Here is a 23,309-nt window from a genome sequence, read left to right on the forward strand (position 1 = left end):
GTCAGCCCGCCAGATAGGCGTGGTCGAGGTTGAGGTAGGAGAACTTGTTGAGGGTGGCGCCGCGCAGCTTCTTCGAGGCGACCTGGACACTGCCGCGGATCGCGAGGTCGATGATGAACGCCTCGTCGAGGAGGGTGTCGGTGACCCGCCGGTGCAGCGCGTTCGCCTCGGCGCCGGTGGCCCGGCCGGTCCACGCCTCGCGGACGACCTTCGTGTACGCCTCCGAGCGGAAGCGGGAGGTGTTCTTGGCCGCGTTGAAGGGGTAGGCGCTGACGGCGAGGGTGGAGGGCTGGACCTGGGCGAAGCTGTGGCCCATGGCCCAGAGGGCGGGCATGGACTGGGAGATGAGCTTCTTCTGGGCGGTGGCCGCGTCGGTGGGCTCCAGGGTGACGTGGACGCCGATCTGCCGGAGGTCGTACTGGACGGCCTCGGCGAGCGCGGTCTCGCCGGGCAGGTTGACGTGGAGGAGGGGGAGGTCGAGGCGGCTGTGGCCGGCGGACCTCAGCAGCTCGCGGGCCTTGCCGGGGTCGTGCCGGTAGTGGGTGCGCCCGGCCTCGGTGAAGGCGGGTGAGGACTTGGGCCAGGGGGTGGCGGAGGCGAGGCCGTAGCCACCGAGGACCTGCTGGAGGATCCGCTCGCGGTCGACGGCCCAGGCGAGGGCCTGGCGGACGGTCTTGTCGTCGAGCGGCGCCACCGAGGTGTTGACGCCGAGGTAGGAGGCGCCGCCGCCGGTGGCGTACTCGCTGACGACGAGGTCGGGGACGGTCGCGACCGTGGAGAGGTTGCGGCCGGGGACGGCGTACGAGAGCTGGGACTGGCCGGTGCGCAGGGAGGAGACGAGGGCGTCGGCCTGCGGGATGACGCGTATCTCGACGCCGTCGAGGTAGGGGCGGCCGGGCTGCCAGTACCGCTCGTGGCGCTTGAGGCTGAGGCCGGAGCCGGGGCTCCACTTGGTGAGCGCGAAGGGGCCGGTGCCGTTGAGCTTCCTGCCCGCGAAGGCTTCCTCGACGCTGTTCCGGTCGGTGATGATCATGAACTCGAAGAGGTCGAACAGGTTGTTCACGGGGTGCGCGAGCTTGAGCACGAGGTCGTGGTCGCCGCGCTTCTCGAAACCGGTCACGGCGGCGGCCGTCGCCCTCAACTGGGCGGCGCGGACCGGGTTCTGAAGGTTCTTCACCGCGAAGATCACGTCGTCGGCGGTGAAGGGACGCCCGTCGTGGAAGACGACGCCGGTACGGAGCTTGAGCGTGAGGGCGCGCCCGTCCGGGGCGTACTCCCAGGAGGTGGCCAGCTCGGGCTGCGGCTCCAGCCGGTCGTCGTAGCGGGTGAGGGTGTTGTAGACGAGCCGCTGCTGGAGGGACTGGCTGCTCTGGGCGAAGAGCAGGCTCGGGGTGAAGTCGGTGTTGACGGCCACGGTGAGGGTGCCGCCGCGCTTCGGCCCGCCGGCCCCGGCGCCGGCGGGGGCCTCCGCCTCGGCGACGGCCGAGCGGCAGCCCGCGAGCCCCAGGCCGAGGAGCAGGGTGCCGCCGCCGGCGGCGCGCAGGGTGGTGCGCCGGGAGAGGGCGGAGGGCGCGGAGGGCGCGGAGGGGTACAGCTCGGTCATCGGTGCCTGCCTGGAGGAGGTCGGGGCCGCCCGGCGGAAGGGGTTACTTCCGCTGCGGGAGGAATGAAGGAGGCGAAGGGTTCGCGGGTGTGGCGGACGCGAGTGTGGTGGACGCGGGGGTGCGTCGGCCATGGAGCGGTGCCGGGGATGCGCGTACGGGCCCGGGGCCGCCGGAGGGCGGCGCGGACGGCGAGCCGCTGAGGGTACGGGCGTGGGCCCTGGTCAGCGGGCGTGCGGCGGGGGTGGCGGGCCGGCGGGCCGCGCCGGAGGATCAGACGCGGACGGCACAGACCGCGCTGGCGAGCCGACAGAGGTCGACGTGCCTGCGGGAGATGAGGCGCATGTCCGGATTCACGGGAGCAATATGACAGCGGCTTCGCGAGCCGGTCAACCGCCCGTGCCCGCATTCCGAGACGGCATCAGCCCAGGGCTCCCTCGCCTTCGAGCAGTTCGAGGGTCTCAAGAGGCCGTCTGAACAGGGGATTCAGCAGAACCGTGCCCGCCGCGACGGGAAGCGTGGCTGGTCCGGCATGTGGACTGACGATCCGTTCGGGGTCGTCGCAGACGTGCGAGAGGTCGATCGCGGCTCCCCGGATCTCCTCCAGGTAGTCCGGTTCGAGGACGCTCGCCTGCTCGGTGACGACCACGAGGTCCGGGTTGAGGACGTCGAGGAGCAGGGCGAGGGCCCGGCCCACCGCCCGGGCCCGCTCGCGCAGCAGCCGGTCGGCCCGCCGGTCCCCGGCCGCCGCCGCGTCGACCACGAGCGAGGTGTCGGGCTCGGGCACGATCCCGCGCCGGACGGCGGTCAGCGCGAGCGCGGTGTTGGACGCGGTCGCCTCCAGACATCCCGAACGCCCGCACGGGCAGCGCGTGGTGGAGTCCGGTACAGGCAGGTGGGCGACATCGCCCGCCGCTCCGCCCGGCCCTTGGTGGACGACCCCGGCGAGACCGACGGCGGCGTCCACGACGTTGCCGACGAAGAGGTGCACCAGGCTGCGGCGGGCGGCGGGGCGGCCGAAGAGGATCTCCGACTGCGCGATCGCACGGGCGTGGTTGTCCAGGCGGACCGCGGGCCCGCCCAGGGCGCGCGAGAGCTCGGCGGCGAACGGGCGGCGGCGCCAGCCCAGCGCGTCGTGCCGGACGACGACCCCGCTCGCCGGGTCGACCCGGCCGCCGATCGCGGCCCCGACCCCGAGCAGCGGCCGACCCCCGGCGTGCCGGCCGAGGAAGGTGCGCAGCTCGGCGCCGACCGTCTCGGGCAGCCGCTCGGGCGCGAACGGCGTGTGCGGGTGGTGGTGCCGGGCGAGGACCCGGCCGCGCAGGTCCACGAGGGCGAACGTGGAGGCGGGCACGCCGAGATGGACGCCGGCCACGACCGGTCCCCCGGTGGCGCCGATGTGCAGGTCGACGGGGATCTGGGGCCGCCCCACTCCCCCGCCGGCGGACGGCTCCGGCAGCTCGCGCAGGAGTCCGAGCCGGGTCAGGTCGGTGGCCTGCCGGGAGACGGCGGCCGGGCTCAGGCCGGAGAGGCGGGCGACGGCGCTGCGCGAGACCGGGCCGTGGTCGAGGACGGTCCGCAGCACGGTCGCCGCGTTCGCCTCGCGCCGTCCGTCGCCCGCCATCCGGGAGCCCTGGGGCGTACTGGTCATCTCTGCCTCTCTGTTGCGGGGACGCGCTCTCTGTTGCGGGGACGTGAATTCCCCGGAGGACGGCGTTCGGGGTCGCGCCGACCGCGCCGAACCACCCCCGTGAGGACGAACGTCCAGGTCAGAGAGGGGTACGGGAGGGGTTCCGCGGATCGGGCAGGCGCCGATTCAACCACTGCGGGCGGCGGGCGCGGCAACGGGCGGGCGCTTGACGCCGCCCCGGGGGCGTTGCCAGTCTCCTGGACATGTTCGCGAACACCTCCTGTCCGGCCGTCACTGCCGCCTGACCCTCGCGACCTCCCGGGGCCGGTCCACACCGCCCCGCGCCTCCCCCTCTTGCTCCCGCCATACGTGCCGGGCTTCTTCGCCTCACGTCATTTCTTCCGCTCCGGGATTAATTCCCGTGGAACAACTCCCCTGAAGGGAAAGCCCCATGACCACCACGACCACCGCCCCCGCTCCCGCCCCCTCAGGCACCGCTCTCACCGTGCAGAAGCTCGGGGGCCGCCTCGGCGCCGTCCTCGCCGGCGTCCGTCGCACCGGAGACCGTCGCCGCGATCCGCTCCGCGCTCCTGGCCCACAAGGTGGTCTTCTTCCGTGGCCAGGACCACCTGGACGAGGAGGCGCACGAGGCGTTCGGCCGGCTCCTCGGCACTCCGGTCGCGCACCCCACCGTGCCGTCCGCCGACGGGCGTTACTCCTTCCCGATCGACTCCGACTACGGCGGCCGCGCCAACCAGTGGCACACCGACGTCACCTTCGTCCCCGCCTACCCGGCCTTCTCCATCCTGCGGGCCGTGGTCGTCCCCCCGTACGGCGGCAACACCCTGTGGGCCAACACCGCCACGGCGTACGAGAACCTGCCCGAGCCGCTGCGGCGGCTCGCCGACGGGCTGCGGGCCGTCCACTCCAACGCGTACGACTACGCGGCGCTGCGCCCCGACGCCGTGCCGGAGCAGCTCGCCCGCTTCCGGGACGTCTTCGCCTCGACGAAGTTCATCACCGAGCACCCGGTCGTGCGCGTCCACCCCGAGACCGGGGAGCGCACCCTCCTCCTCGGCAACTTCGTCCAGCGGATCAGCGGCCTGACCGGCGCCGACTCCCGCGCCCTGGTCGAGCTCTTCCAGGCGCACGTGGAGCGCCCGGAGAACACCGTCCGCTGGCAGTGGCAGACGGGCGACGTGGCGATCTGGGACAACCGCGCCACCCAGCACTACGGCGTGGACGACTCCGGCGACCACGACCGCAAGCTGCGCCGGGTCACCATCGACGGCGACGTGCCGGTCGGCGTCGACGGGCGCGCGTCGGAGCTCCTGGAGCCCTCGTCGGTCCCGGACCCGGCCTTCGGGATCGCCTCCGGCGCCTCCACGGACGCGCCGGCCGCCTGACCCGGCCGGAGGGGGTGGCCGCTCAGGCCGGCGGGGGTGGCCGCGCCCCGCGACCACCCCCGCCACCCGTGCCCAACCACCAGGGAGGTCTCAAGCGTCAGAGGGTCAGGAGGACTTGGCGTAGTCGGTGAAGCCGACCCAGTCCAGCGCCACGCAGGGCTCGTCGCCGACGACCCAGGCGTCGTGCCCGGGGGTGACCTGCATGAAGTCGCCCGGACCGAAGTCGTCCTCCTCGCCGTCGTCCATGACGACGTGGATACGGCCGCTCACCACGTACCCCACGTGCGACGCCATGCAGCTGTCCGTTCCGGCGATGGGTTTCACGTGCTTGGACCACTGCCAGCCGGGTTCGAACACGGCCCGCCCGACGGCGGCGCCGCTCTCCATGGTGAGCAGATCGAGCCTGCCCTTGTCGCCCTCGAAGGGACGGGTCTCGTCCGCCGCGTCGAAGCTTCTTCGCGTGATGCCGGTCATCGTCTCCGCCTCCCGGCGGTGAGCGCTTGCCCCGAGTCCTCTCCCAGCCTACGCCGCACCGGTCGGCGCCTCCTGTTCCCGCTTCACATAAGGAACATATAAGCGCACAATGGGACTGCGGTATCCGACACTGGTGCCGCGAGCGCGGTCCCGACACGCAGCACGCCAGCAAGGAGGCGAGTCACATGGCCGACGTCTCTCACCGTCCCGGTGACATCGCGGGACACCCGGACGCGACGGAGATGCGCGAGCGCTACGCGCAGATCATGCAGACCAGAGGAGTGGCGGCCGTCGAGGAACTCGTCATCCTCGCCGGCGTCTGGATCGCGGTCTCCGCGTACACGGTCCACTTCGCGGCCGCCAGGCCGGAGCTGGCCATCACGAACCTGGTCGTCGGGATCGCGCTCGCGGTCCTCGGCCTGTGCCTGTCGATGGCCCCCGAGCGTTCCCAGGACCTGAACTTCGTGGTCCTGCTGCTCGGCGCCTGGACGATCGTCGCGCCGTGGGTCGTCACGCGGGGCCCCGACACCGGCATGATCCTGAACAACGTCATCGCGGGCGCGTGCGTCTGCCTGTTCGCCCTCACAGCGGGCGGACTGCTGATGAGCAAGCGCAGGACGTGAGGCCCCTGCCTCATTTCCAGGACGGCGGCGCCCCCAAGGCGCCGCCGTCCGCCGTACGCCGTCCCGCCCATACGCCATCCCGCCCGTCCGCCATCCCCGCTGTGCGCGTACGCGCCGCTCCGCCCAGTGACGAAGCGGCGCGTTTCGCCGTCCCGGCTTGTGCAGGATGGCGCAGGCCACGCCGCCCCGCCCCCGCCTAGCCTCGCCGCAACGAGCCACACGGCACGCACACCGCATGCGGACCGCATGCGCACGAGGGGCGGTACCACCGGTGAACTGGCACATCCACGACTACCGCGAGAACGATCTCGCCGCCGTCGTCCATCTGATCGACACCACGGCCGAGCTCGGCCAGGAGTCCGTCTTCTCGCTCGCCGAGTGCATCGGCGCTCTCACCTCCCGGCAGCCGGCCGTCGTCGCCGTCCACCAGGGCGTGCCCATCGGCGCCGCGCTCGCCTGCGTCTCCGGGGAGCGCGCCTGGGTGATGCGGATCGCGATCGCCTCCGCCTGGCGCGGCCGGGGCCTGGCCAGCGCCCTCCTGGTGGAGCTGGAGCGCAAGCTCGTCGCCGCCCGGGTCGGGAAGATCGCGTACGTCCTGCCGGAGGAGGAGCTGCTCGGCGAGGGGCTGCTGAACGCCGGGTACACGCGCCAGCCGGCGGTCGCGTACTTCGAGAAGACCGAGCCGCTGCACGGGCCCGCCGCCGGACTCCTCGAAGACCTCGGCGGCCGGCTGCTCCCGGGCGACCTGTGGGCCAAGGTGGCCGGCATGGAGCGGGAGAAGGACCTCATCGAGCGCAGGGTCGTGCTGCCGCTCGCGGAGCCGGAGCGCGCCACCCGGCACGGGGTCAGGCCGCCCCGGGCGATCTGCCTCTTCGGCCCGCCCGGCACCGGCAAGACGACCTTCGCCCGCGCGGTCGCCTCCCGGCTCGGCTGGCCGTTCGTGGAGATCCTGCCGTCGCGGCTCGCCGACGGCGGCAACCTCGCGGCGGCGCTGCGCACGGCCTTCGCGCGGATCGCCGAGCTGGACCGGGTCCTCGTCTTCATCGACGAGGTGGAGGAGATCGCCCCGGTGCGCTCCGAGCCCGCGCAGCCGGGCGGGCTGCACGGGGTCACCAACGAACTCCTCAAGCTGATCCCGGGGTTCCGGGAGCGCGACGAGCGGCTCCTGGTGTGCGCGACCAACTCGGTCCGCTCCCTCGACCCGGCCTTCCTGCGGCCCGGCCGCTTCGACTACCTGATCCCGATCGGTACGCCGGACAAGGCCGCCCGGGCCGCGATCTGGTCCCGGTACACGGACGGCCGGACGGAGGTGGACATCGACGAACTGGTCCTCGCCAGCGACCTGTTCACCCCGGCGGACATCGAGCACGCGGCCCGGGTGGCCGCCCAGGCGTCCTTCGAGCGTGACCTCGCCGGCGGCCGGGGCGCGGACGCCCCGGCGCCGGGCGCGAGCACGGCGGACTACCTGGCGGCCATCGCCGACTGCCGCCCGACGGTGACACCGGAGCTGGTCGAGCAGTTCGCGGCGGACATCACGAGCCACGCCCGCACATGACCGCCACCGGCAGGATCCGACCGTCACCGGCCGGAAGTGACGGCCACCGCCACGACGTGACCCTCACCGCCCGGCGAGCGCCGCGTCCAGCTCCGCCCGGTCCGGGGGCTGGGCGCCGGCCCGGGAGACAGTGACGGCCGCCGCGGTGCCCGCCCGGGCCAGCAGCCCGGCGAGGTCGTCGGCGCCGAGCGCGGCGAGCCCGGCCCGGTCCTGCCCGGCGAGGGCGTCGAGGGCGGCCGACATGAAGGAGTCGCCCGCGCCGACCGTGTCGACGACGGTGACAGCCGGGGCCCCGACGGCCACCGTGTGGTCCCGGGTCACCGCCAGCGCCCCGTCCCCGCCCCGGGTGACGAGGACGACGGCGGGCCCGAGGGCCAGCCAGCGTTCGGCCACCTTCTCCACCGGCTCGCCCGGGTACAGCCAGGCCAGGTCCTCGTCGCTGGCCTTCACCAGGTCGGCGAGGGCCACGCACCGCTCGACCCGGGCCACGGCCGGTCCGTGCTCCCCCATCAGCGCGGGCCGCACGTTCGGGTCGTAGCTCACCGTGGCCGTGGGCCGCAGGCGCCCGGTCAGGGCGAGGACGGTGCCCGCCCCCGGCTCCGTGACGGCCGCGATCGAGCCGATGTGCACGTGCCGGACCCGTTCCGGGGCCGCCGGCGGCTCCTCCGCGTCCAGGGTCCAGGCGATGTCGAAGGCGTACGTGGCCTGGCCGCGTCCGTCGAGGGAGACGACGGCCGACGGGGTGCGGGTGGGCGTGCCGCCGAGGGCGAGCCGCACCCCGGCGCCGGTGAGGTGCCCGGCGACGAGCCGCCCGGAGGCGTCGTCGCCGAGCTGGGTGAGCAGGGTGGTGGCCCGGCCGAGCCGGGCCAGGCCGTAGGCGACGTTGGCGGGGCTGCCCCCGGGGTGGACGACGTCGGCGGCGCCGGGGGTGCGGACGATGTCGGCGACGCACTCGCCGATCACCAGGAAGGACATCGGGTCTCACAGCTCCTTGGCATGGGTGTCCTGATAGCCGGCCCGGCCGCCGAAGACGTTCAGGCCGACGTGACCGGACGTGTAGGTGGCGGCCGGGTCGGTCGTGTCGATGATGCCGTTCCCGTCGAGGAAGACCTGGATCCGGGTGCTCCGGTGGACGACCCTCAGGTGGTACGTGACGCCGTGGCGCACGAGCAGCGGCACCTTCGCGAGGGCGGCCCCGTCGTCGAACGAGCCGCCACGCCGCACCACGAGCCGGATCGCCCGCAGATCGGGGTCGACGTTGAGGACGTACCCGTCGGCGCCGTCCGCCGAGGCCCGCCACAGCAGGGACGCGGCCCCGCGCACCCCGTCGGGGCCACCGAGGCGCAGCAGCGTGGTGAGTTCGAGGTCGGCGAAGCGGCGGGTGGAGAGGGCGTCGCTGTCCCGGTCGAAGACGCAGGTCCGCCCGGCGCCGGTGGACTCCCAGCGCCCGGCGGGCCGCACGGTGAGCGCGCCGAGGTCGGTGCGGAACTCCCCCTCCGGCGGTACCGGGGGCAGGGCGCGGCCGGGGGCGCCGTCGGGCCGGCAGGGGGAGGCGAGCGGGTGGAGGGCGAGGGTGGTGAGCCGGACGGTGCCGCCCTCGGCGGTGAAGGAGAGCCCGGTGGCGTCCGGGTCGGGCAGCACCAGGCTCGTGAGGACGGCCTCCCCCTCGCCGCCGAAGACCTCCACGGAGGAGGAGTCGACGAGGATCCGCAGCCGTACCGTCCGGCCGCCCCCGTCGGCGGGCGCGGCGGTGAGCGGCGCCTCGGACCGGCCGGCGAACCAGCGGGTGAAGTCGGTGCGCCCGGAGTCGGCGCGGTCGGTGTACAGCCGGGCGCGCCCGGGGTCGTATCCGACGCGGACGGCCCGGCCGTCCTTCCCGCGCAGGAGGAAGGCGCAGTCGGTCGCGGCGCCGGTGGCGGGGAAGGCGAGCTCGGCCTCGATCTCGTACGCGGTGCCGGTGAGGCCCGCGCAGGGGTCGGGGAGGCCGGGTCCGGCGGTGAGGCCGGTGCGGAGGGTGGATCCGGTGCGCAGGGAGGCGAGTTCGGCCACGGGCCGCTGGCGGAGGACGGGGTGGCCGGCGGGTCCGGTGGCGAGGGTGAGTTCGCGCGGGACGCTGTGCTGGCCCTGCCAGCGGCCGGTGGGGGCGCTGAAGGGGTAGTCCCAGTTGGTGGTCCAGCCGAGCCAGATCCGGCGTCCGCCGGGGGCGTTGTCGAAGGTGATGGCGGCGTAGAAGTCGCGTCCGTGGTCGCTGCGCAGCCAGCCGCCGGGGGCCTGGTCGGGGGTGAAGGCGGTGCCGTCCCAGGTGCCGGTGAGGTACACGGCGGCGGAGCCGTCGGTGGCGCGGACGGCTCCGGTGGAGAGCGTCAGGACCCAGGCCGTGCGGGCGGGGTCGCCGTCGACGGGCAGGGGGAAGAGGTCGGGGCACTCCCAGACGCCTCCGGTGACCCAGGGGCCGTAGCCGAAGGAGCTGACGTGGGTCCAGTGGAGCAGGTCGCGGGAGGTGAGGAAGCGGATGTGGTCGCCGCCGGAGACGGCCATCACCCACTGATCGCGGGCCTCGTCGCGGAGCACTTTGGGGTCGCGGAAGTCCCAGCCGGCGTCCGGTCCGCCGGGGTTGCCGACGAGCGGTGCGGGGCCGCCGTACTCCTGCCAGGAGCGCCCGCGGTCGGTGCTGTACGCGGCTCGCACGGACTGGTTCCCGCCGATCCGGCCGGGGTGGTAGCTCGTGTAGTACGCGATGAGGCCGGGCTTGCCGCCGAAGAGCCCGGAGGCGTCGTGGAGGTCGGCGACGGCGCTGCCGGACCAGCAGTGGCCGTACGCGTTCCACTCCAGGGCGAGCGGCAGGGCGCGCCAGTGCAGCAGGTCGGTGGAGACGGCGTGGGCCCACCGCCCCTGGTCCTGGTGGAAGAGGTGGTACTCGCCCTCGAACCACACGAGCCCGTTGGGGTCGCAGGCGGAGCCGGAGCGCTTCGAGTGGTGGTAGGCGGGCCGGTAGGGCTCGGTGAAGTGGTCGCGCGTGTCGGCGGCGTACACCTCGCGGAAGAAGGCGGTGCCGCCGTCGGCGACGAGCCCCACGCTGCCTCCGGTGGTGGCGGCGGGCGCTTCGAGGACCCGGACCCCGTCGGCGTACACCGTGAACTGACTTGCCAGAAAGTGCACTTCGAGGCGTACGAGGTCCCCGTCCCGCAGCGGGCGGACGGGCGGCGGCGCGCTGGCGAGGAGGGTGCCGCGGGCGTGGTCGCGCAGCCGGACCGCGCCCGCCTGCCGGTCGAGGAGGATCGTGTGGCCGCGTACCAGGAGTCCGGCGGCGCGGGCTCCGGCGAGCCGGACGTCGGCGGAGACGACGAGGCCGGGGCCGTCCGGGGCGGGTGCGGTGCGGACGCCGTCGTGGCCGCGGAGGCCGGCGAGGTCGCGGGTCCAGGTGCCCGACTCGGCGGTGCCGCCGGGGAGTTCGTCGGCGCCGGGGGCGGTGACGTTCTCGAACGACACTCGCCCGCTGTAGGCCAACAGGCCGTGCACGCCGGAGAGATGGGGGTGCGGGCCGGTGTCCTCGGTGTCGATGACGGGGGTGTAGCCGTCGGGGCGGAGGAAGTCGCTCTGCCAGTGGACGCGCAGCCGGCGGCCCTCGGCCTCGACGCGGAGGCGGTGGACGGTGCCGGGGAGGATCGGCACGGCGTGGGTGGCGAGGGTGGTGTTGCCGTCGACGCGGTAGAGGCGCAGCCGGCCCTGGTGGGGGTCGACCTCGACGGCGTAGCCGCGGCTGCCGGTGGCGTCGGAGCGGACCAGGAGGGCGGCGACGGCGTACGGGTCGTGGACGACGACGTCCGCCTGGAGGGAGGTGTCGTACGCCTCCTCGGCCGCGAGCGCGCGGATATTGGATCCGGCGGGCGCGGTGGCGGCGAGGCCGAGCGGGGTGGGCGTCCAGCCGGGGTCGCCGGTCCAGCCGGTGAGGTCGGTGGTGACGGTCCAGGCGCGGGGCGGGCCGAGGAGGACGGTGCCGGAGTCGGCGAGCAGGCCGGTGTGTCCGGCGCGGTGGCGGTGGTCGGTGACGGTGAGCGCGGCGCGCCCGTCGACGTGGACGGTGAGGGCGGGCCCGTCGGTGGTGACCTCCAGGAGGGTGCCCGGCCCTGCGGCGCCGGTGGCGAGGACGGCTCCGTCGGCGAGGTCGGTGAGCCGGACCTGCCCGTTGGCGGGCTCCAGGGTGACGGCGTACCCGGTGGAGCCGTCGGCGGCGGCCCGCAGGACGAGCCCGCCGCGGGCGTGCGGGGTGGCCGGGTCGGCCTCGACGCGGACGGTGAACCCGGCGCGGCCGCCGGTCCGGTGCTCGGTCACGGCGAGCGCGGTGCCTCCGGCCGGGGCGGCGGCCCGCTGCCCGCCGTCGGCCGTACGCTGCCAACTCCCCCGGTACGGAAGGGGATCGGGTACGGGTGAGGTCACCGCGCCGGCGGGCGCGGCCTTCTTCCGGCGGGCGCCCGGCAGGGCCGCGGCGGGCGCGGCGGTCAGGGCGAGGGGCAGTGCGGCGAGCGCCCCGGTGGCGAGCACGGCGCGCCGGGACGGGGTGGCGGGGGAAGGGACGTGGTGCATGGGGGCCTCCTCGGCGGTGGGTGGCGCGTGAGGACGACAGGACGGGGAGCGCGCGGCGGGCGGACGGCCGCGCGCTCCCGAGGGGGTTCAGGGCCCGTCAGGGCCAGAGGGGGCGGGGCGCGGTGAAGACCGGGGCCATGTGCCAGGCGTCCAGGCGGTGGACGTGGGCCGCGCCGTTGGCGGCCAGGGAGACGCCGAGGGCCTCGTCGGGGCGGGTCGGGTAGACGCGGGAGGCGAGGGCGCGACCGCCGGCGAAGATCTCCAGGGCCGAGTGGTCGACCAGGACGCGGAGTTCGACGGTGCCGTCCTCCGTGAGGGGCACCTCGCCGGAGCGCGGGGTGGTGTCGGTGTCCGGGTCGAGGCTGCTCGCCTCGCGGTGCAGCCGCAGCGTGGCGGTCGGGGCGGCGCCCTCGCGGGCGAGTTCGACGACGGTGCGCTCGGTGCCGTCGGGGGTCTCGCGGACCCCGAGCCGGATCACGGCGCCGGGGGCGAGGCGCAGGGTGGCCTCCAGGTCGAGCTGGTCGCCGCGGATCGCGTCGAGGGCCTCGGCGGGGTCGGGGCCGGGGGTGAAGGGGCCGACGGCGACGTGGTCGCGGCGGAGCGCGTCGAGCTCGGGGACGGGGGCCTGGTGGAGGGCGCCGTCGGCGCCGAGGGTGACCAGGCGCGGCAGGGACATGACGCCGGACCAGCCGGCGCGGGCGGTGGCGTCCTCGCCGCGCCCTTCCTGGAGCCAGCCGAACAGGACGCGGCGGCCGGCGGCGTCGCGGGTGGACTGGGGGGCGTAGAAGTGGTTCTGCCCGTAGTCGAGCCGGTGCAGGGCAGTGGGGGTGAAGCGGTCGCCCTCGTACCGTCCGGTCCAGTAGAGCGGGTGGTGGGTGGTGCCCTCGTCCCAGGCGGAGAAGGCGAGGACGTCGGTGCCGTCCACCCGGAAGAGGTCGACGCACTCCCACATGGTGCCGGTCCAGTCGGGGTCGCCGGAGCGCCCGTCCGAGGCGTCGCCGGTGAGGAGGGGACCGGCGTACCGCCAGGTGCGCAGGTCCTCGGAGTCGTACAGGAGGGCGGTGCCGCCCCGGCCCCGGATGCCGGAGCCGATGAGCTGGCGCCAGCGGCCGTCCTCCTTCCAGACGCAGTGGTCGCGGTAGGCGGTGAGGTCGAGGTCCTCCGGCGGGGCGGCGATCACCGGGTTGGCGGGGTCCTTGGTCCAGTGGCGGAGGTCGGGGGTGCCGGTGGCGACGCAGGGCAGTTCGCGCTCGCCGTGGCGGCCCGAGTAGACGAGCGTGGGGACGCCGCCGTCGTCGACGAGGACGCCGGACCAGCAGCCGTCGCGGTCGGGGCCGCTGGCGCCGGGGACGAGGGCGACGGGTTCGTCGGTCCAGGTGACGAGGTCGGTGGAGGTGGCGTGGCCCCAGTGGATGCGGTGGTGGGCGGGGGCGAGCGGATTGTACTGGTAGAAGAGGTGGAAGACGCCGTTCCAGTGGGTCAGCCCGTTGGGGTCGTTGAGCCAGCCGCCCGGCGAGGTGAAGTGGTAGCGGGGGCGGTGCGGGTCGCGGAACGCGCGCGCGGCGAGGTCCTCCGCGAGGGGCGGGTGCGCGGCGATGAGGTCGTGGGTCATGCGGCGGTGGTCTCGGCTTCCGGGGTGTCCGCGCCCTGGAGGACGCGGTGGGCGAGCTCGCGGGCGGGGGCGTAGAGGTGGCAGCGCACCCAGTGCGGCTGGCCCTCGTCCTCGCCGACGACGTGGCGTACGGGGGTGGTGGCGCTGCACGTGCCGTCGTCGTACGGGCAGGACTCGGGCGCGAGGACGGCGGCGCGCAGCCGGGCCCGCTCGGCCTTGTCGTAGCCGGTGCGCCGTTCGGGGTCGGGGACGGCGGAGAGCAGCAGCCGGGTGTAGGGGTGGGCGGGGGCGTCCATGACGGCGAGCGCGTCGCCGCCCTCGACGAGTTCGCCGGCGAACATGACGGCGGTGGTGTCGGCGAGGTAGCGGGCGGAGCCCAGGTCGTGGGTGATGTAGAGCATGGAGAGGTCGCGTTCGTCGCGGAGGCGGCGCATCAGGTTGAGGACGCCGACGCGGACGGAGACGTCGAGCATGGAGGTGGGTTCGTCGGCGAGCAGGACGCGCGGGCCGACGGCGAGGGCGCGGGCGATGGCGACGCGCTGGCGCTGTCCTCCGGAGAGTTCGTGCGGGTGGGCGTCGAGGTGGTCGGCGGGGAGGCCGACCTCGGCCATCAGGTCGGCGAGCCGGCCCCGGTCGGCGGGGTGGCCGTGCAGGACGAGCGCGCGGGTGAGGAAGTGCTCGACGCGGTGGACGGGGTTGAGGGAGCCGAAGGGGTCCTGGAAGACCATCTGGACGGAGCCCCGGTAGGCGCGGCTCGCCCGGCGGCGCTCGGTGCGCAGGACGTCCTCGCCGTCGAGGAGGATCCGGCCGGCGGTGGGCTGTTCGAGGCGGGCGACGCAGCGGGCGATGGTGGACTTGCCGCTGCCGGACTCGCCGACGAGGGCGGTGACGCGGCCCTGTGGGAGGTCGAGGTCGACGCCATGGACGGCGCGGACGCGGCGGCGGGAGAAGACGGAGCCGACCTGGAAGTCCTTGGTGAGGCCCCGGATCCGGAGGAGTGTCATGCGGTGGCGCCTTCGGTGAGGGCGGCCCAGTGGCCGGGGGCGAGCTCGCGCAGGTCCGGGATGGATGTGGAGCAGTCGGACCGGTCGGCGGGGCAGCTGAGGTGGAAGCCGCAGCTGTCGGCGGTGCGCGGGGCGTCGAAGAGGCCCGTGAGGGTGGCGCGGGGGCCGGAGAGCGGCGGGAAGGCGCGCATCAGCGCCTCGGTGTAGGGGTGCCGGGGGTGGGCGAAGAGGTCCCGGGCGGGGGCGAGTTCGACGATCCGGCCGCCGTACATGACGCCCATGCGGTGGGACATCTCGACCATGAGGGACATGTCGTGGGTGATGAAGAGGATGGAGAAGCCGAGTTCGCGCTGGAGTTCGGCGATCTGGGCCATGATCTCCTGCTGCACGACCACGTCCAGGGCGGTGGTCGGCTCGTCCATGATGAGCAGCGAGGGGCGCAGGGCGACGGCCATGGCGATGACGACGCGCTGGCGCATGCCGCCGGAGAGCTGGTGGGGGTAGGCGCGGAGCCGGTCGGGGCTGATGCCGACGAGTCCGAGGAGCTCGCCGGCGCGCTCGCGGGCGGCCTTCTTCCGCAGCTTCTCGTGGGTGGTGAAGATGTCGGCGATCTGTTCGCCGACGGTGAGGACGGGGTTGAGGGAGTTCATCGCGGACTGGAAGACCATGGCGATCTCGCGCCAGCGGAAGGCGCGCAGTTCCCGGTCGTCCAGGGCGAGGACGTCCCGGCCCTTGAAGAGGACGCGTCCCGCGGTGATCTCGGCGGGTTCCTTGAGGAGCCGCATGACGGCGTTGGCGAGGGTCGACTTGCCGCAGCCGGACTCTCCGGCGAGGCCGAAGACCTCGCCGGGGCCGATGGTGAAGGAGACGTCGTCGGCGCCGACGACGGTGCGTCCCTCGCTCCGGTACTCGACCCGCAGGTTCTGGACGTCGAGGATGTTCACTTCTTCTCCTTCCGGCGCCGGGACCGCAGCCGCGGGTTGGTGATCTCGTCGACGGCGTAGTTGACGAGGGCGAGGGCGAAGGCGACGAGGGCGATGCAGAGGCCGGAGGGGAGGAAGGCCCACCAGGCTCCGGTCATGAGGGCGCCGTCGTTGCCGGCCCAGTAGAGGTTGGTGCCCCAGCTGACGACGGAGGAGTCGCCGAGGCCGAGGAACTCCAGGCCCGCCTGGGCGCCGATGCCGAAGATGACGCAGCCGAGGACGGTGGTCATCACCACGGAGGCCATGTTGGGCAGGATCTCGCGGAACATGATTCGCAGCGGCCGTTCGCCGGTGACGACGGCGGCGGCGACGAAGTCCTTGCCGCGGATGGAGGCGGCCTGGGCGCGCAGCACCCGGGCGGAGCCGGCCCAGCCGGTGAGGGTGAGGACGAGGACGACGGTGGTGGTGCCGGGCGGCAGGAAGGCGGCCAGGATGACGAGGAGCGGCAGCCCGGGCAGCAGCAGGAAGATGTTGGTGACGAGGGTGAGGACGTCGTCGACGAGCCGGCCGAGGTAGGCGGAGGCGAGGCCGACGAGGAGGGCGACGAGGGTGGCGGCGAGCCCGACGGTGAAGCCGACGAGCATCGAGCTGCGGGTGCCCCACAGGGTGAGGGCGAGGACGTCCTGCCCCTTGGCGGTGGTGCCCAGCCAGTGGGCGGCGGAGGGCGGGGTGGCGCCGGAGTCGCCGATGAGCGACGGGTCGCCGGGGGCGAGGACGGGCGCGAGCAGGCCGAGGAGGGCGAAGACGGCGAGGAGCAGCAGGCCGGTGCGGGCCTTGCGTTCGGCGAGGACCTTGCGGAGCAGGCTCCGGCGGGCGGGCGGCCCGGTGGGGGCCGGGCGGGCGGCGGGCCCGGTGTCGGGCACGGCGGTCCCCCGGGTGTCGAGGACGGACATGGTGGCGGCTCCCCTCCTCAGCGGACGCGGACGCGCGGGTCGAGACGGACGTGGACGAGGTCGACGACGAAGTTGGCGAGCAGCACGGCGGCCGTGAGGGTGAGGAAGATGCCCTGCATCAGCGGGTAGTCGAGGGCCTGTACGGAGGCGAGGAGCTGGTAGCCGATGCCGGGGTAGGCGAAGACGACCTCGGTGAGGAGGGCGCCGCCGACCATGAAGCCGAGCGCCATGCCGAAGTTGGTGACGGAGGGCAGCAGCGCGTTGCGCGCCGCGTACCGGAACATGATCCGGTACGGGCTGAGGCCCTTCGCCTCGGCCATGGTGATGTAGTCCTCGGCGGTGGTGGCGATCATCGTGTTGCGCATGCCGAGCATCCAGCCGCCGATGGAGACGAGCACGATGGTGAGGGCGGGCAGCACGAGGTGGGTGGCGACGTTGCCGAGGAAGGCGGCGTCGAGACCGGGGACCAGACCGGCGTCGTACGCGTGCCGGAGCGGGAACCAGCCGAGGGTGACGCCGAAGAGGTAGAGGGCGCCCATGGCCAGCCAGAAGTACGGGAACGAGCCGATGAAGATCAGCAGGGGCGGGAAGGCGGAGTCGAGGATCCCCCCGCGCCGCCAGGCGGCCAGTACCCCGAGGAGGTTGCCCAGGGCGGCGGCGATGACGAGGGCGGTGCCGCCGAGGAGGAGGGTCCAGCCGATCTGGGAGCCGATGACCTCGGAGACGGGGGTCGGGAAGCGTGAGATGGAGATGCCGAGGTCGCCGGTGCCGACCTGGTGGAGGTAGTCGACGTACTGGCGCCACAGGGGCCGTTCGTCGAGACCGAAGAGTTTTTGGAGCTGGGCTATCTGCTCGGGCCGCATCGTCCCCTGTGCCTGGGCGAACATCCGGGAGACGGGGTCTCCGGGCATGAGGCGCGGCAGCAGGAAGTTCAGGGTGACGGAGACCCAGAAGGCGAGGAGATAGAACCCCAGGTTACGCAGGACGAGACGCACTGCTCTTCTCCCTGGTGAGGTACGGGGCGGGGGCGGCCGGACGGCCGGGCGGCGGGCCGCCCCCGCGGGCTTACTTGCCCGTGACGGGCTGGAGGGAGGTGAGCACCAGGACGGTGGTCACGGACCGGTTGGAGAGCGTCGCGTACGGGTTCTCCTCGGTCGGCCAGCCGGTGAAGCGGCTATCGGTGTACGCGCCCCACTCGGGGCCGGGGAAGAGCGGGACGACGGGGGCATCGGCGGCGAACAGCCTCTGCAACTCGACGGCCTTGGCCTTCTGGGTCGCGGTGTCGCCGGCGGCGAAGGCGTCGATGAGGGCGTCGGCCTTCGGGTCGCCGAAGCGGTGGTAGTTCTCGGTGGCCTTCTCGCCGACGGGCTTGACGGTCGACGTCGCCATGGCGCCCCGGTAGAACTCGTACGGGGTCGCGCCGTTGCCGCTCCAGACGATGCCGCTGTCGAAGGAGCCGTCCTCGTAGGAGGCGACGACGGCGGACCAGTCGGGGGACTTGACGGTGGCGGTGACGCCGACGGCGGCGAGGTTCTGCTTGATGATGTTGGCGACCGAGATCCAGTCGGAGGAGGCGGAGCCGACGGAGATGTCGAGGGTGAGCGGCTCGCCGTCCTTCCGGGCGCGCTTCCCGTCGCCTCCGGCCTTGTACCCGGCGGCGTCGAGGGCGGTCGCGGCGGCCTTCGGGTCGTAGGCCGTCCAGTCGCAGGAGGCGACGACGGCCGCGTCGCGCCAGGCGTCGTATCCGTGGGAGAGGCCGGTGCAGTCGGCGGGCTCGGTGTAGCCGTTCATGGCGACCTTGGCGATCTTCTCGCGGTCCACGGCGCGGCTGAGGGCCTTGCGGAGCGCGGGGTCGTCAAAGGGGGCCTTGGCGGTGTTGAGCTGCCAGTTGACCATGGAGCCGGTGGTGGGGAACCAGTAGTGGTTCTTCTCCGGGTCCTTCGCGACGAAGGACTTCTCGATCTCCGGGATGAAGGACTGCGTCCAGTCGACCTCGCCGTTGGTGAAGGCGAGGTTGGCGCTGTCGTTGCCGGAGAAGGCGAGCATCCGTATGCCGGCGATCCGCTGCTTCGCGGGCTGCCAGTACGAGGGGTTCTTCCGCAGCTCGTACGACTGGGCCTGGAAGGCGGCGACCTGGGTGTAGGGGCCGGTGCCGACGGGGGTGGCGTTGACGTCCCTCGCCGGGTCGGCGATCTTCGACCAGATGTGCTTCGGCGTGACGAAGTGGCCGCCGATCTCGTACAGGGCGGGCGCGAACGGCTTGGAGAGGTGGAAGGTGACCTCGGCCGGGGTGTCGGCGGTGACCTTGGTGAGGTAGTCGAAGCCGCCGAGGAGCTTCTTCTGGAGCTCGAAGGTGTGGACGACGTCCTCGGCGGTGAAGGGCTTGCCGTCGGACCACTTCACGCCCTCGCGGAGCGCGAAGGTGACCGACTTCCCGTCCGTGGCGCGGGTCCACGAGGTGGCGAGCCAGGGGGTGTCCTTGCCGTCGGCCGGGTTGTGGATCATCAGCGGCTCGTAGACCGCCTCGCGGGTCATCGGGGCGGCCTTGGGCGAGTACGGATTGAAGTTCCGGGTGAAGGTGCCCATGTCCTCGCGCGGGATCGTGAGCAGCCGGGCGCCCGGGGCGCCCTCGGATCCGGTCGCGCCGGCGCCGCCGGAGCAGCCGGTCAGCAGGAGCGCGGTCGCGGCGGCGGCCGCGAGCAGGGCGGGGCGGAACCGTCGTGAAGATCGACCACCGACGGGGGAGGGTGTCATAATGGCGACTCTTTCCTCTCTTCAACACACCAGACGAAGACGGGACGAGATGACTCGGCGGAGCTGATTCGCGGTCAGACCGACGAGCGTTCGAGCAGCGGGCAGTCGACCGTCACCCGAGGGGTGTCGAGCGGCTGCCCCGCTGCGAGGGCGGCCAGCATCTCCACGCCCCTGGCGCCCATCTCCTCGAAGGGGAGGGCGAGGGTGGTCAGCTTGGGCCGCAGATAGGCGGCGATGAGCTCCTGGTTGTCGTAGCCCACCACGGCCACGTCGTCCGGGATGCGCAGCCCGCGTTCCTTGATGGCGTCGTACGCGCCCATCGCCATCCGGTCGTTGGCGCAGAAGAGCGCGGTGGGCCGGTCGGCGCGGTCGAGCAGTTCGCAGGCGGCGGTGTAGCCGCCGTCGGCGGTCGCGTGGCCGGAGACGACCAGCGCGGGATCGAGGGGGAGTCCGGCCTCGCGCAGCGCCCGCTCGTACCCCTCGCGGCGGCCGACGGCGGCCGGGATGCCGGGGTCGAGGTTGATCAGGCCGATGCGCTCGTGGCCGGCCCGGACCAGGTGCCGGGCGGCGCGGTGGCCGCCGGTGACCTCGTCGGGGACGACGGAGGGCAGCTCGCCCTCGGCGTCGTAGCAGTTGACGAGGACGGTCGGGACCTCGCGGGCGGCCCTCGGGAGGGTGACCGCGCGGTGCCAGGTCGTGGCGTAGAGCAGTCCCTCCACCCGCTGCTCCAGGAGCTTGTCGAGGGCGGCGGCCTCCTGGGCCGGGTCGCCCTCGCTCGCGGCGATCAGCAGGAACTTCCGGTCGAGCCAGGCCCGGTCCTGGGCTCCCTTGATGACGTCGACCGCGAAGGGGGCGGTGACGATCTCGGTGATCAGGCCGTACCACTCGCTGCGCTGGGCGGCGAGGGCGCGGGCCCCGGCGTTCGGCCGGTAGCCCAGCTCCTCGATGGCGGCGAGGATCCGGCGCCGGGTCTCGTCGGGGATCGCCGCGCCGGGCCGGTCGTTCAGGACGAAGGACACGGCGGTGCGCGACACTCCGGCCCGCCGGGCCACATCGCTCATGGTGACGCTGCGGGCGCTGTTGGCCGCCACGATGACCCCTCCCTCTCCTGCACGGCCCCCCGGCCGGAACTGATCGGTTACGCGCTTTAGTAACGCGCGTTAGTTCGACGTTGCACGCAAGTTACGGCCGATGTCCGGCCAGTGTCAATATCGTGTGAAGGACGCGTCCGCGGGGGCGCCCGCGGGAAAGGCGGACGGGTGGAGTCGGTCGGTACGGACGAAGGGCTGGAGGTCCTCGCCTTCGACGGCGGCGACGAGCTGGAGGCGTGGCTCGCCGCCCATCACGGCGACACCCCCGGCATCTGGATGCTGCTGGGCCGCAAGGGCGGCGGCCTGCCCTCGCCGACGGCCGACGAGATCCTCGACGTGACGCTGGCCTACGGCTGGATCACCGGCAAGCGCAAGGCCCGCGACGAGCGCTCGTACCTCCAGAAGATCACCCCGCGCCGGCCGCGCAGCCTGTGGTCCCAGGTCAACGTGCGCCAGGTCGAGCGGCTGCTCGCGGACGGCCGGATGCGCGAGCCGGGGCTCGCGGAGGTGCGGGCGGCCCAGGCGGACGGACGGTGGGCCGCCGCGTACCCCTCGCAGAAGGACGCGACGGTCCCCGACGACCTGGCGGCCGCCCTCGCGGCCCGCCCGGAGGCGGCCCGCGCCTTCGAGGCGCTGGGGAAGACGGACCGCTATCTGGTGATCCTCGGCCTGTGGCAGGCCCGGACGGCGAAGACCCGGGCGGCGCGCGTCGAGCGCGCGGTGACCCGGCTGGCCGCGGGCGCCGGCCCCGCCTAGCGCCTCCGCCGGTACAGGACCTGCCGGGCGTCCCACTCCTCGAAGGACTCGGCGTGCTCCAGACCGACCGCCTCCAGGAGGCGGCGGGAGCGGTCGTTGGCCTCCTGGGTGACGGCGACGACGCTCGTCGCGGTCTCCAGGACCCGGGCGACGGCGGCGGCCACGGCCTCGCGGGCGTAGCCGCTCCCCCAGTGCTCGGGCAGGAACTGGTACGACACCTCGGTCTCGCCGCCCCGCCCGGCCGCCTCGACGGTGACGAGGCCGAGCAGCACGCCGTCCCGGGCGCGGACCACGGCGTGGCAGCCGGGCGCGCCGACGATCCGCCGCTGCCGGATGCGGACGACCGGCTCGATGACCGGCCCGCCGAGGTGCCGGCGCACCTCCGGGTCGATCCACAGCCGGGTCACGGCGGGCACGTCCGCCCTCCGCACGGGCCGAAGCAGCAGCCGCTCGGTGCGCAGCACGTCCTCGGCTTGCGGAACCCCCTCGACTCGCGGGGCCTCGGCTCGCGGGGCCTCGGCGCCGGGGGCCGGGGAGCGGCGGGGCGGGGAGACGGTCATACGTCTGATCATCGCAGGGCGGGGCCGCGACCGCGGACGAGCGGGAGGTAGACCTCGTCGACGATCTCGACGAGGACGTCGTCGGGGGCGCTGGGCACCCCCCGGACGACGAACTCGTTGCGCAGCAGGACGACGGCGACGGTGGCGACCCGGGGGTGCAGCGCCTCGGGGGCGGCCTCGCCGCGGGCGACCGCCCGGCCGAGGACGGTGAGCCAGGGGGCGGCCGCCGCGTCGCCGGACTGCTCCTGGAGCGCGGCGAGGAAGTCGGCGGCCCCGCCGGCCGCGGCGAGGAGTTCGCGCAGGACGGTGCCGAGCGGGGAGCTCCAGTGGCGGTTGGCCTGCCGCAGGAGTTCCAGGACGTCGCCGCGCAGGGTGCCGGTGTCGGGGACGGGCGCGGCGGTGGCGAGCCGCTTGTACGCGGCGGTGCCGAGGGCCAGCCGGTGGGGCCAGCGGCGGTAGAGGGCGTTCTTGTTGGTGCCGGCGCGGGCCGCGACCTTGTCCATGGTCATGCCGGCGAAGCCGGACTCGGTGAGCTCCCGGGCGGCGGCGTCGAGGATCGCCTCCTCCAGCGCGGCGCCGCGCCGGCGCGTCCGCCCGGCCTCCGTCCGGCGCTCCCCCGCTGCCGCGTCGTGCTCCATGACCACCCCTCTCCGGTACGGGCCGTACCTCCCCATCTTCCTTGCCGCACCGCCTCAGCCCCATTTAAGGTACGGCGCGTACCTTAAACCTGGAAGTGGGAGCGGCCATGCGCGCCAAGGGCATCAGCTACGACACGGGGTTCGTGAAGCACGGGCGGAACGCCCGCCGCGCCTTCGAGCCGGAGACCGTCCGGCGGGAGCTGGAGATCATCCGCGACGACCTCGGCTGCACGGCGGTCCGGGTGATGGGCGGCGATCCGGACCGGATCGAGCTGGCGGCGGGGTACGCGGCCGACCTGGGCCTGGAGGTCTGGTTCTCGCCGTACCCCCTCGAAGAGACCGGGGCCGACCTGCTCGCGCTCTTCGCGGACTGCGCCGAGCGCGCCGAACGGCTGCGGAGGCGGGGCGCCGAGGTCGTCTTCGTCACCGGCGCCGAACTCAGCCTCATGAACCCGGGGTTCCTGCCCGGCGCCGACACCGGCGAGCGGGTGGCGCTGCTCGGCCGCCCGGACGAGCTGCGGGCGGCGCTCGGCGGCGTCCGGGCCCGGGTGAACGCCTTCCTCGCCGAGGCGGCGGCCGTCGTCCGCGCCCGCTTCGGCGGCCCGGTGACCTACGCCTCCGTCCCTCTCGAAGGCGTCGACTGGACGCCGTTCGATCTGGTGTCCGTGGACGTCTACCGCTCGGCGGCCATCGCGGACGGCTTCGCCGAGGGGGTACGGGGCATGGTCGCGGGCGCGGGCGGCAAGCCGGTGGCCGTCACCGAGTTCGGCGCGGCCTGCTACCGGGGCGCCGGCGACCGGGGCGCGCTCGGCCTGGAGGTGGTCGAGTACGACGCGTCGGGCCCGGTCCGGCTGACGGGCGCGTACGAACGCGACGAGGAGGGCCAGGCCGCGTACGTGCGCGAACTCCTCGCCGTCTTCGACGAGTCCGGCGTCGACACGACCTTCGTCTTCACCTTCGCCCTCCACGACCACGTCCACCGTCCCGACGGCGACCCGGCCGACGACCTGGACCTGGCGAGCTACGGGGTGGTCAAGGTGTACGAGGACCGCACGGGCACCCGCTACCCCGAACTCCCGTGGGAGCCGAAGGCGGCCTTCGACGCGGTGGCGGAGTACCACCGCGCGCACTGAGCCGCCGACGCC

Annotated in this window: 19 protein-coding genes and 1 pseudogene; 5 read left to right on the forward strand and 15 right to left on the reverse strand. The window is 74.0% G+C overall.

Features of this window, described 5'->3' with window-relative positions; all coding sequences use genetic code 11:
* Position 1: 1 nt before the first annotated feature.
* The 3 genes from ACFXMG_RS03800 to ACFXMG_RS03810 form a co-directional block, all read right to left on the reverse strand.
* Positions 2-1,603 (reverse strand): ABC transporter substrate-binding protein, encoded by a 1,602-nt coding sequence (locus ACFXMG_RS03800; protein WP_383823017.1) that lies wholly within the window; start codon positions 1,601-1,603, stop codon positions 2-4.
* 271 nt (positions 1,604-1,874) lie between these two features.
* Positions 1,875-1,946: a putative leader peptide gene (locus ACFXMG_RS03805; RefSeq protein WP_359521833.1), complete on the reverse strand. Its 72-nt coding sequence runs from the start codon at positions 1,944-1,946 to the stop codon at positions 1,875-1,877.
* Positions 1,947-2,022: 76 nt separating this feature from the next.
* The gene (locus ACFXMG_RS03810; protein ID WP_383823020.1) at positions 2,023-3,252 is read right to left on the reverse strand and encodes an ROK family protein; all 1,230 of its coding nucleotides are present in this window, start codon (positions 3,250-3,252) and stop codon (positions 2,023-2,025) included.
* 430 nt (positions 3,253-3,682) lie between these two features.
* Between ACFXMG_RS03810 and ACFXMG_RS03815 the strand changes: the two are divergent.
* A pseudogene (locus ACFXMG_RS03815) lies at positions 3,683-4,637 on the forward strand (TauD/TfdA dioxygenase family protein).
* A gap of 105 nt (positions 4,638-4,742) precedes the next feature.
* Here the strand turns inward: ACFXMG_RS03815 and ACFXMG_RS03820 are convergent.
* Complete coding sequence (locus ACFXMG_RS03820) at positions 4,743-5,111, reverse strand: cupin domain-containing protein (RefSeq protein WP_383823022.1); 369 nt, start codon at positions 5,109-5,111, stop codon at positions 4,743-4,745.
* A gap of 185 nt (positions 5,112-5,296) precedes the next feature.
* On the opposite strand from ACFXMG_RS03820, the gene ACFXMG_RS03825 reads away from it, so the two are divergent.
* Both ACFXMG_RS03825 and ACFXMG_RS03830 read left to right on the forward strand, forming a co-directional pair.
* Positions 5,297-5,734 carry an SPW repeat protein gene (locus tag ACFXMG_RS03825; protein ID WP_383823024.1) on the forward strand — a complete coding sequence of 146 codons (438 nt, stop codon included), beginning with the start codon at positions 5,297-5,299 and terminating at the stop codon, positions 5,732-5,734.
* 271 nt (positions 5,735-6,005) lie between these two features.
* A complete protein-coding gene (locus ACFXMG_RS03830) occupies positions 6,006-7,289 on the forward strand; it encodes an ATP-binding protein (RefSeq protein ID WP_383823027.1) in 1,284 nt (427 codons plus the stop codon).
* Between the two features lie 63 nt (positions 7,290-7,352).
* Here ACFXMG_RS03830 and ACFXMG_RS03835 read toward each other — a convergent pair whose 3' ends face one another.
* From ACFXMG_RS03835 to ACFXMG_RS03875, 9 genes are all read right to left on the reverse strand, one after another.
* On the reverse strand, positions 7,353-8,264 hold the full coding sequence (locus ACFXMG_RS03835; RefSeq protein WP_383823030.1) for a carbohydrate kinase: 912 nt from the start codon (positions 8,262-8,264) through the stop codon (positions 7,353-7,355).
* A gap of 6 nt (positions 8,265-8,270) precedes the next feature.
* Complete coding sequence (locus ACFXMG_RS03840) at positions 8,271-11,873, reverse strand: GH32 C-terminal domain-containing protein (RefSeq protein WP_383823033.1); 3,603 nt, start codon at positions 11,871-11,873, stop codon at positions 8,271-8,273.
* A 97-nt stretch (positions 11,874-11,970) separates the two neighbouring features.
* Positions 11,971-13,485: a glycoside hydrolase family 32 protein gene (locus tag ACFXMG_RS03845; protein WP_383823036.1), complete on the reverse strand. Its 1,515-nt coding sequence runs from the start codon at positions 13,483-13,485 to the stop codon at positions 11,971-11,973.
* Positions 13,482-14,489, reverse strand: coding sequence for an ABC transporter ATP-binding protein (locus ACFXMG_RS03850; RefSeq protein WP_383823038.1), 1,008 nt, complete (start codon positions 14,487-14,489; stop codon positions 13,482-13,484). Before ACFXMG_RS03850 ends, ACFXMG_RS03845 begins: the two co-directional genes overlap by 4 nt.
* Entirely contained in the window at positions 14,486-15,433 is a 948-nt protein-coding gene (locus ACFXMG_RS03855) for an ABC transporter ATP-binding protein (protein ID WP_383823041.1), read from the reverse strand. Before ACFXMG_RS03855 ends, ACFXMG_RS03850 begins: the two co-directional genes overlap by 4 nt.
* Positions 15,430-16,365, reverse strand: a complete 936-nt coding sequence (locus ACFXMG_RS03860) for an ABC transporter permease (protein WP_383823044.1) — start codon at positions 16,363-16,365, stop codon at positions 15,430-15,432. The genes ACFXMG_RS03855 and ACFXMG_RS03860 overlap by 4 nt, the downstream gene beginning before the upstream one ends.
* A gap of 17 nt (positions 16,366-16,382) precedes the next feature.
* Positions 16,383-17,360 (reverse strand): ABC transporter permease, encoded by a 978-nt coding sequence (locus ACFXMG_RS03865; protein ID WP_383823046.1) that lies wholly within the window; start codon positions 17,358-17,360, stop codon positions 16,383-16,385.
* 70 nt (positions 17,361-17,430) lie between these two features.
* A complete protein-coding gene (locus ACFXMG_RS03870; protein WP_383823049.1) occupies positions 17,431-19,119 on the reverse strand; it encodes an ABC transporter substrate-binding protein in 1,689 nt (562 codons plus the stop codon).
* 74 nt (positions 19,120-19,193) lie between these two features.
* Positions 19,194-20,210 carry a LacI family DNA-binding transcriptional regulator gene (locus tag ACFXMG_RS03875; RefSeq protein WP_383823052.1) on the reverse strand — a complete coding sequence of 339 codons (1,017 nt, stop codon included), beginning with the start codon at positions 20,208-20,210 and terminating at the stop codon, positions 19,194-19,196.
* 168 nt (positions 20,211-20,378) lie between these two features.
* Here ACFXMG_RS03875 and ACFXMG_RS03880 point away from each other — a divergent pair, with 168 nt between their 5' ends.
* Positions 20,379-20,966 (forward strand): YdeI family protein, encoded by a 588-nt coding sequence (locus tag ACFXMG_RS03880; RefSeq protein WP_383823054.1) that lies wholly within the window; start codon positions 20,379-20,381, stop codon positions 20,964-20,966.
* Here ACFXMG_RS03880 and ACFXMG_RS03885 read toward each other — a convergent pair.
* Entirely contained in the window at positions 20,963-21,526 is a 564-nt protein-coding gene (locus ACFXMG_RS03885; RefSeq protein WP_383823056.1) for a GNAT family N-acetyltransferase, read from the reverse strand. The genes ACFXMG_RS03880 and ACFXMG_RS03885 overlap by 4 nt on opposite strands.
* Positions 21,527-21,534: 8 nt before the next feature.
* Positions 21,535-22,164, reverse strand: coding sequence for a TetR/AcrR family transcriptional regulator (locus tag ACFXMG_RS03890; protein ID WP_383823059.1), 630 nt, complete (start codon positions 22,162-22,164; stop codon positions 21,535-21,537).
* Between the two features lie 107 nt (positions 22,165-22,271).
* Between ACFXMG_RS03890 and ACFXMG_RS03895 the strand changes: the two genes are divergently transcribed.
* Positions 22,272-23,297, forward strand: a complete 1,026-nt coding sequence (locus tag ACFXMG_RS03895; protein WP_383823062.1) for a hypothetical protein — start codon at positions 22,272-22,274, stop codon at positions 23,295-23,297.
* Positions 23,298-23,309: the final 12 nt, after the last annotated feature.

The sequence above is a fragment of the Streptomyces sp. NPDC059201 genome (assembly GCF_042754585.1).
Classification (GTDB): Bacteria; Actinomycetota; Actinomycetes; order Streptomycetales; family Streptomycetaceae; genus Streptomyces.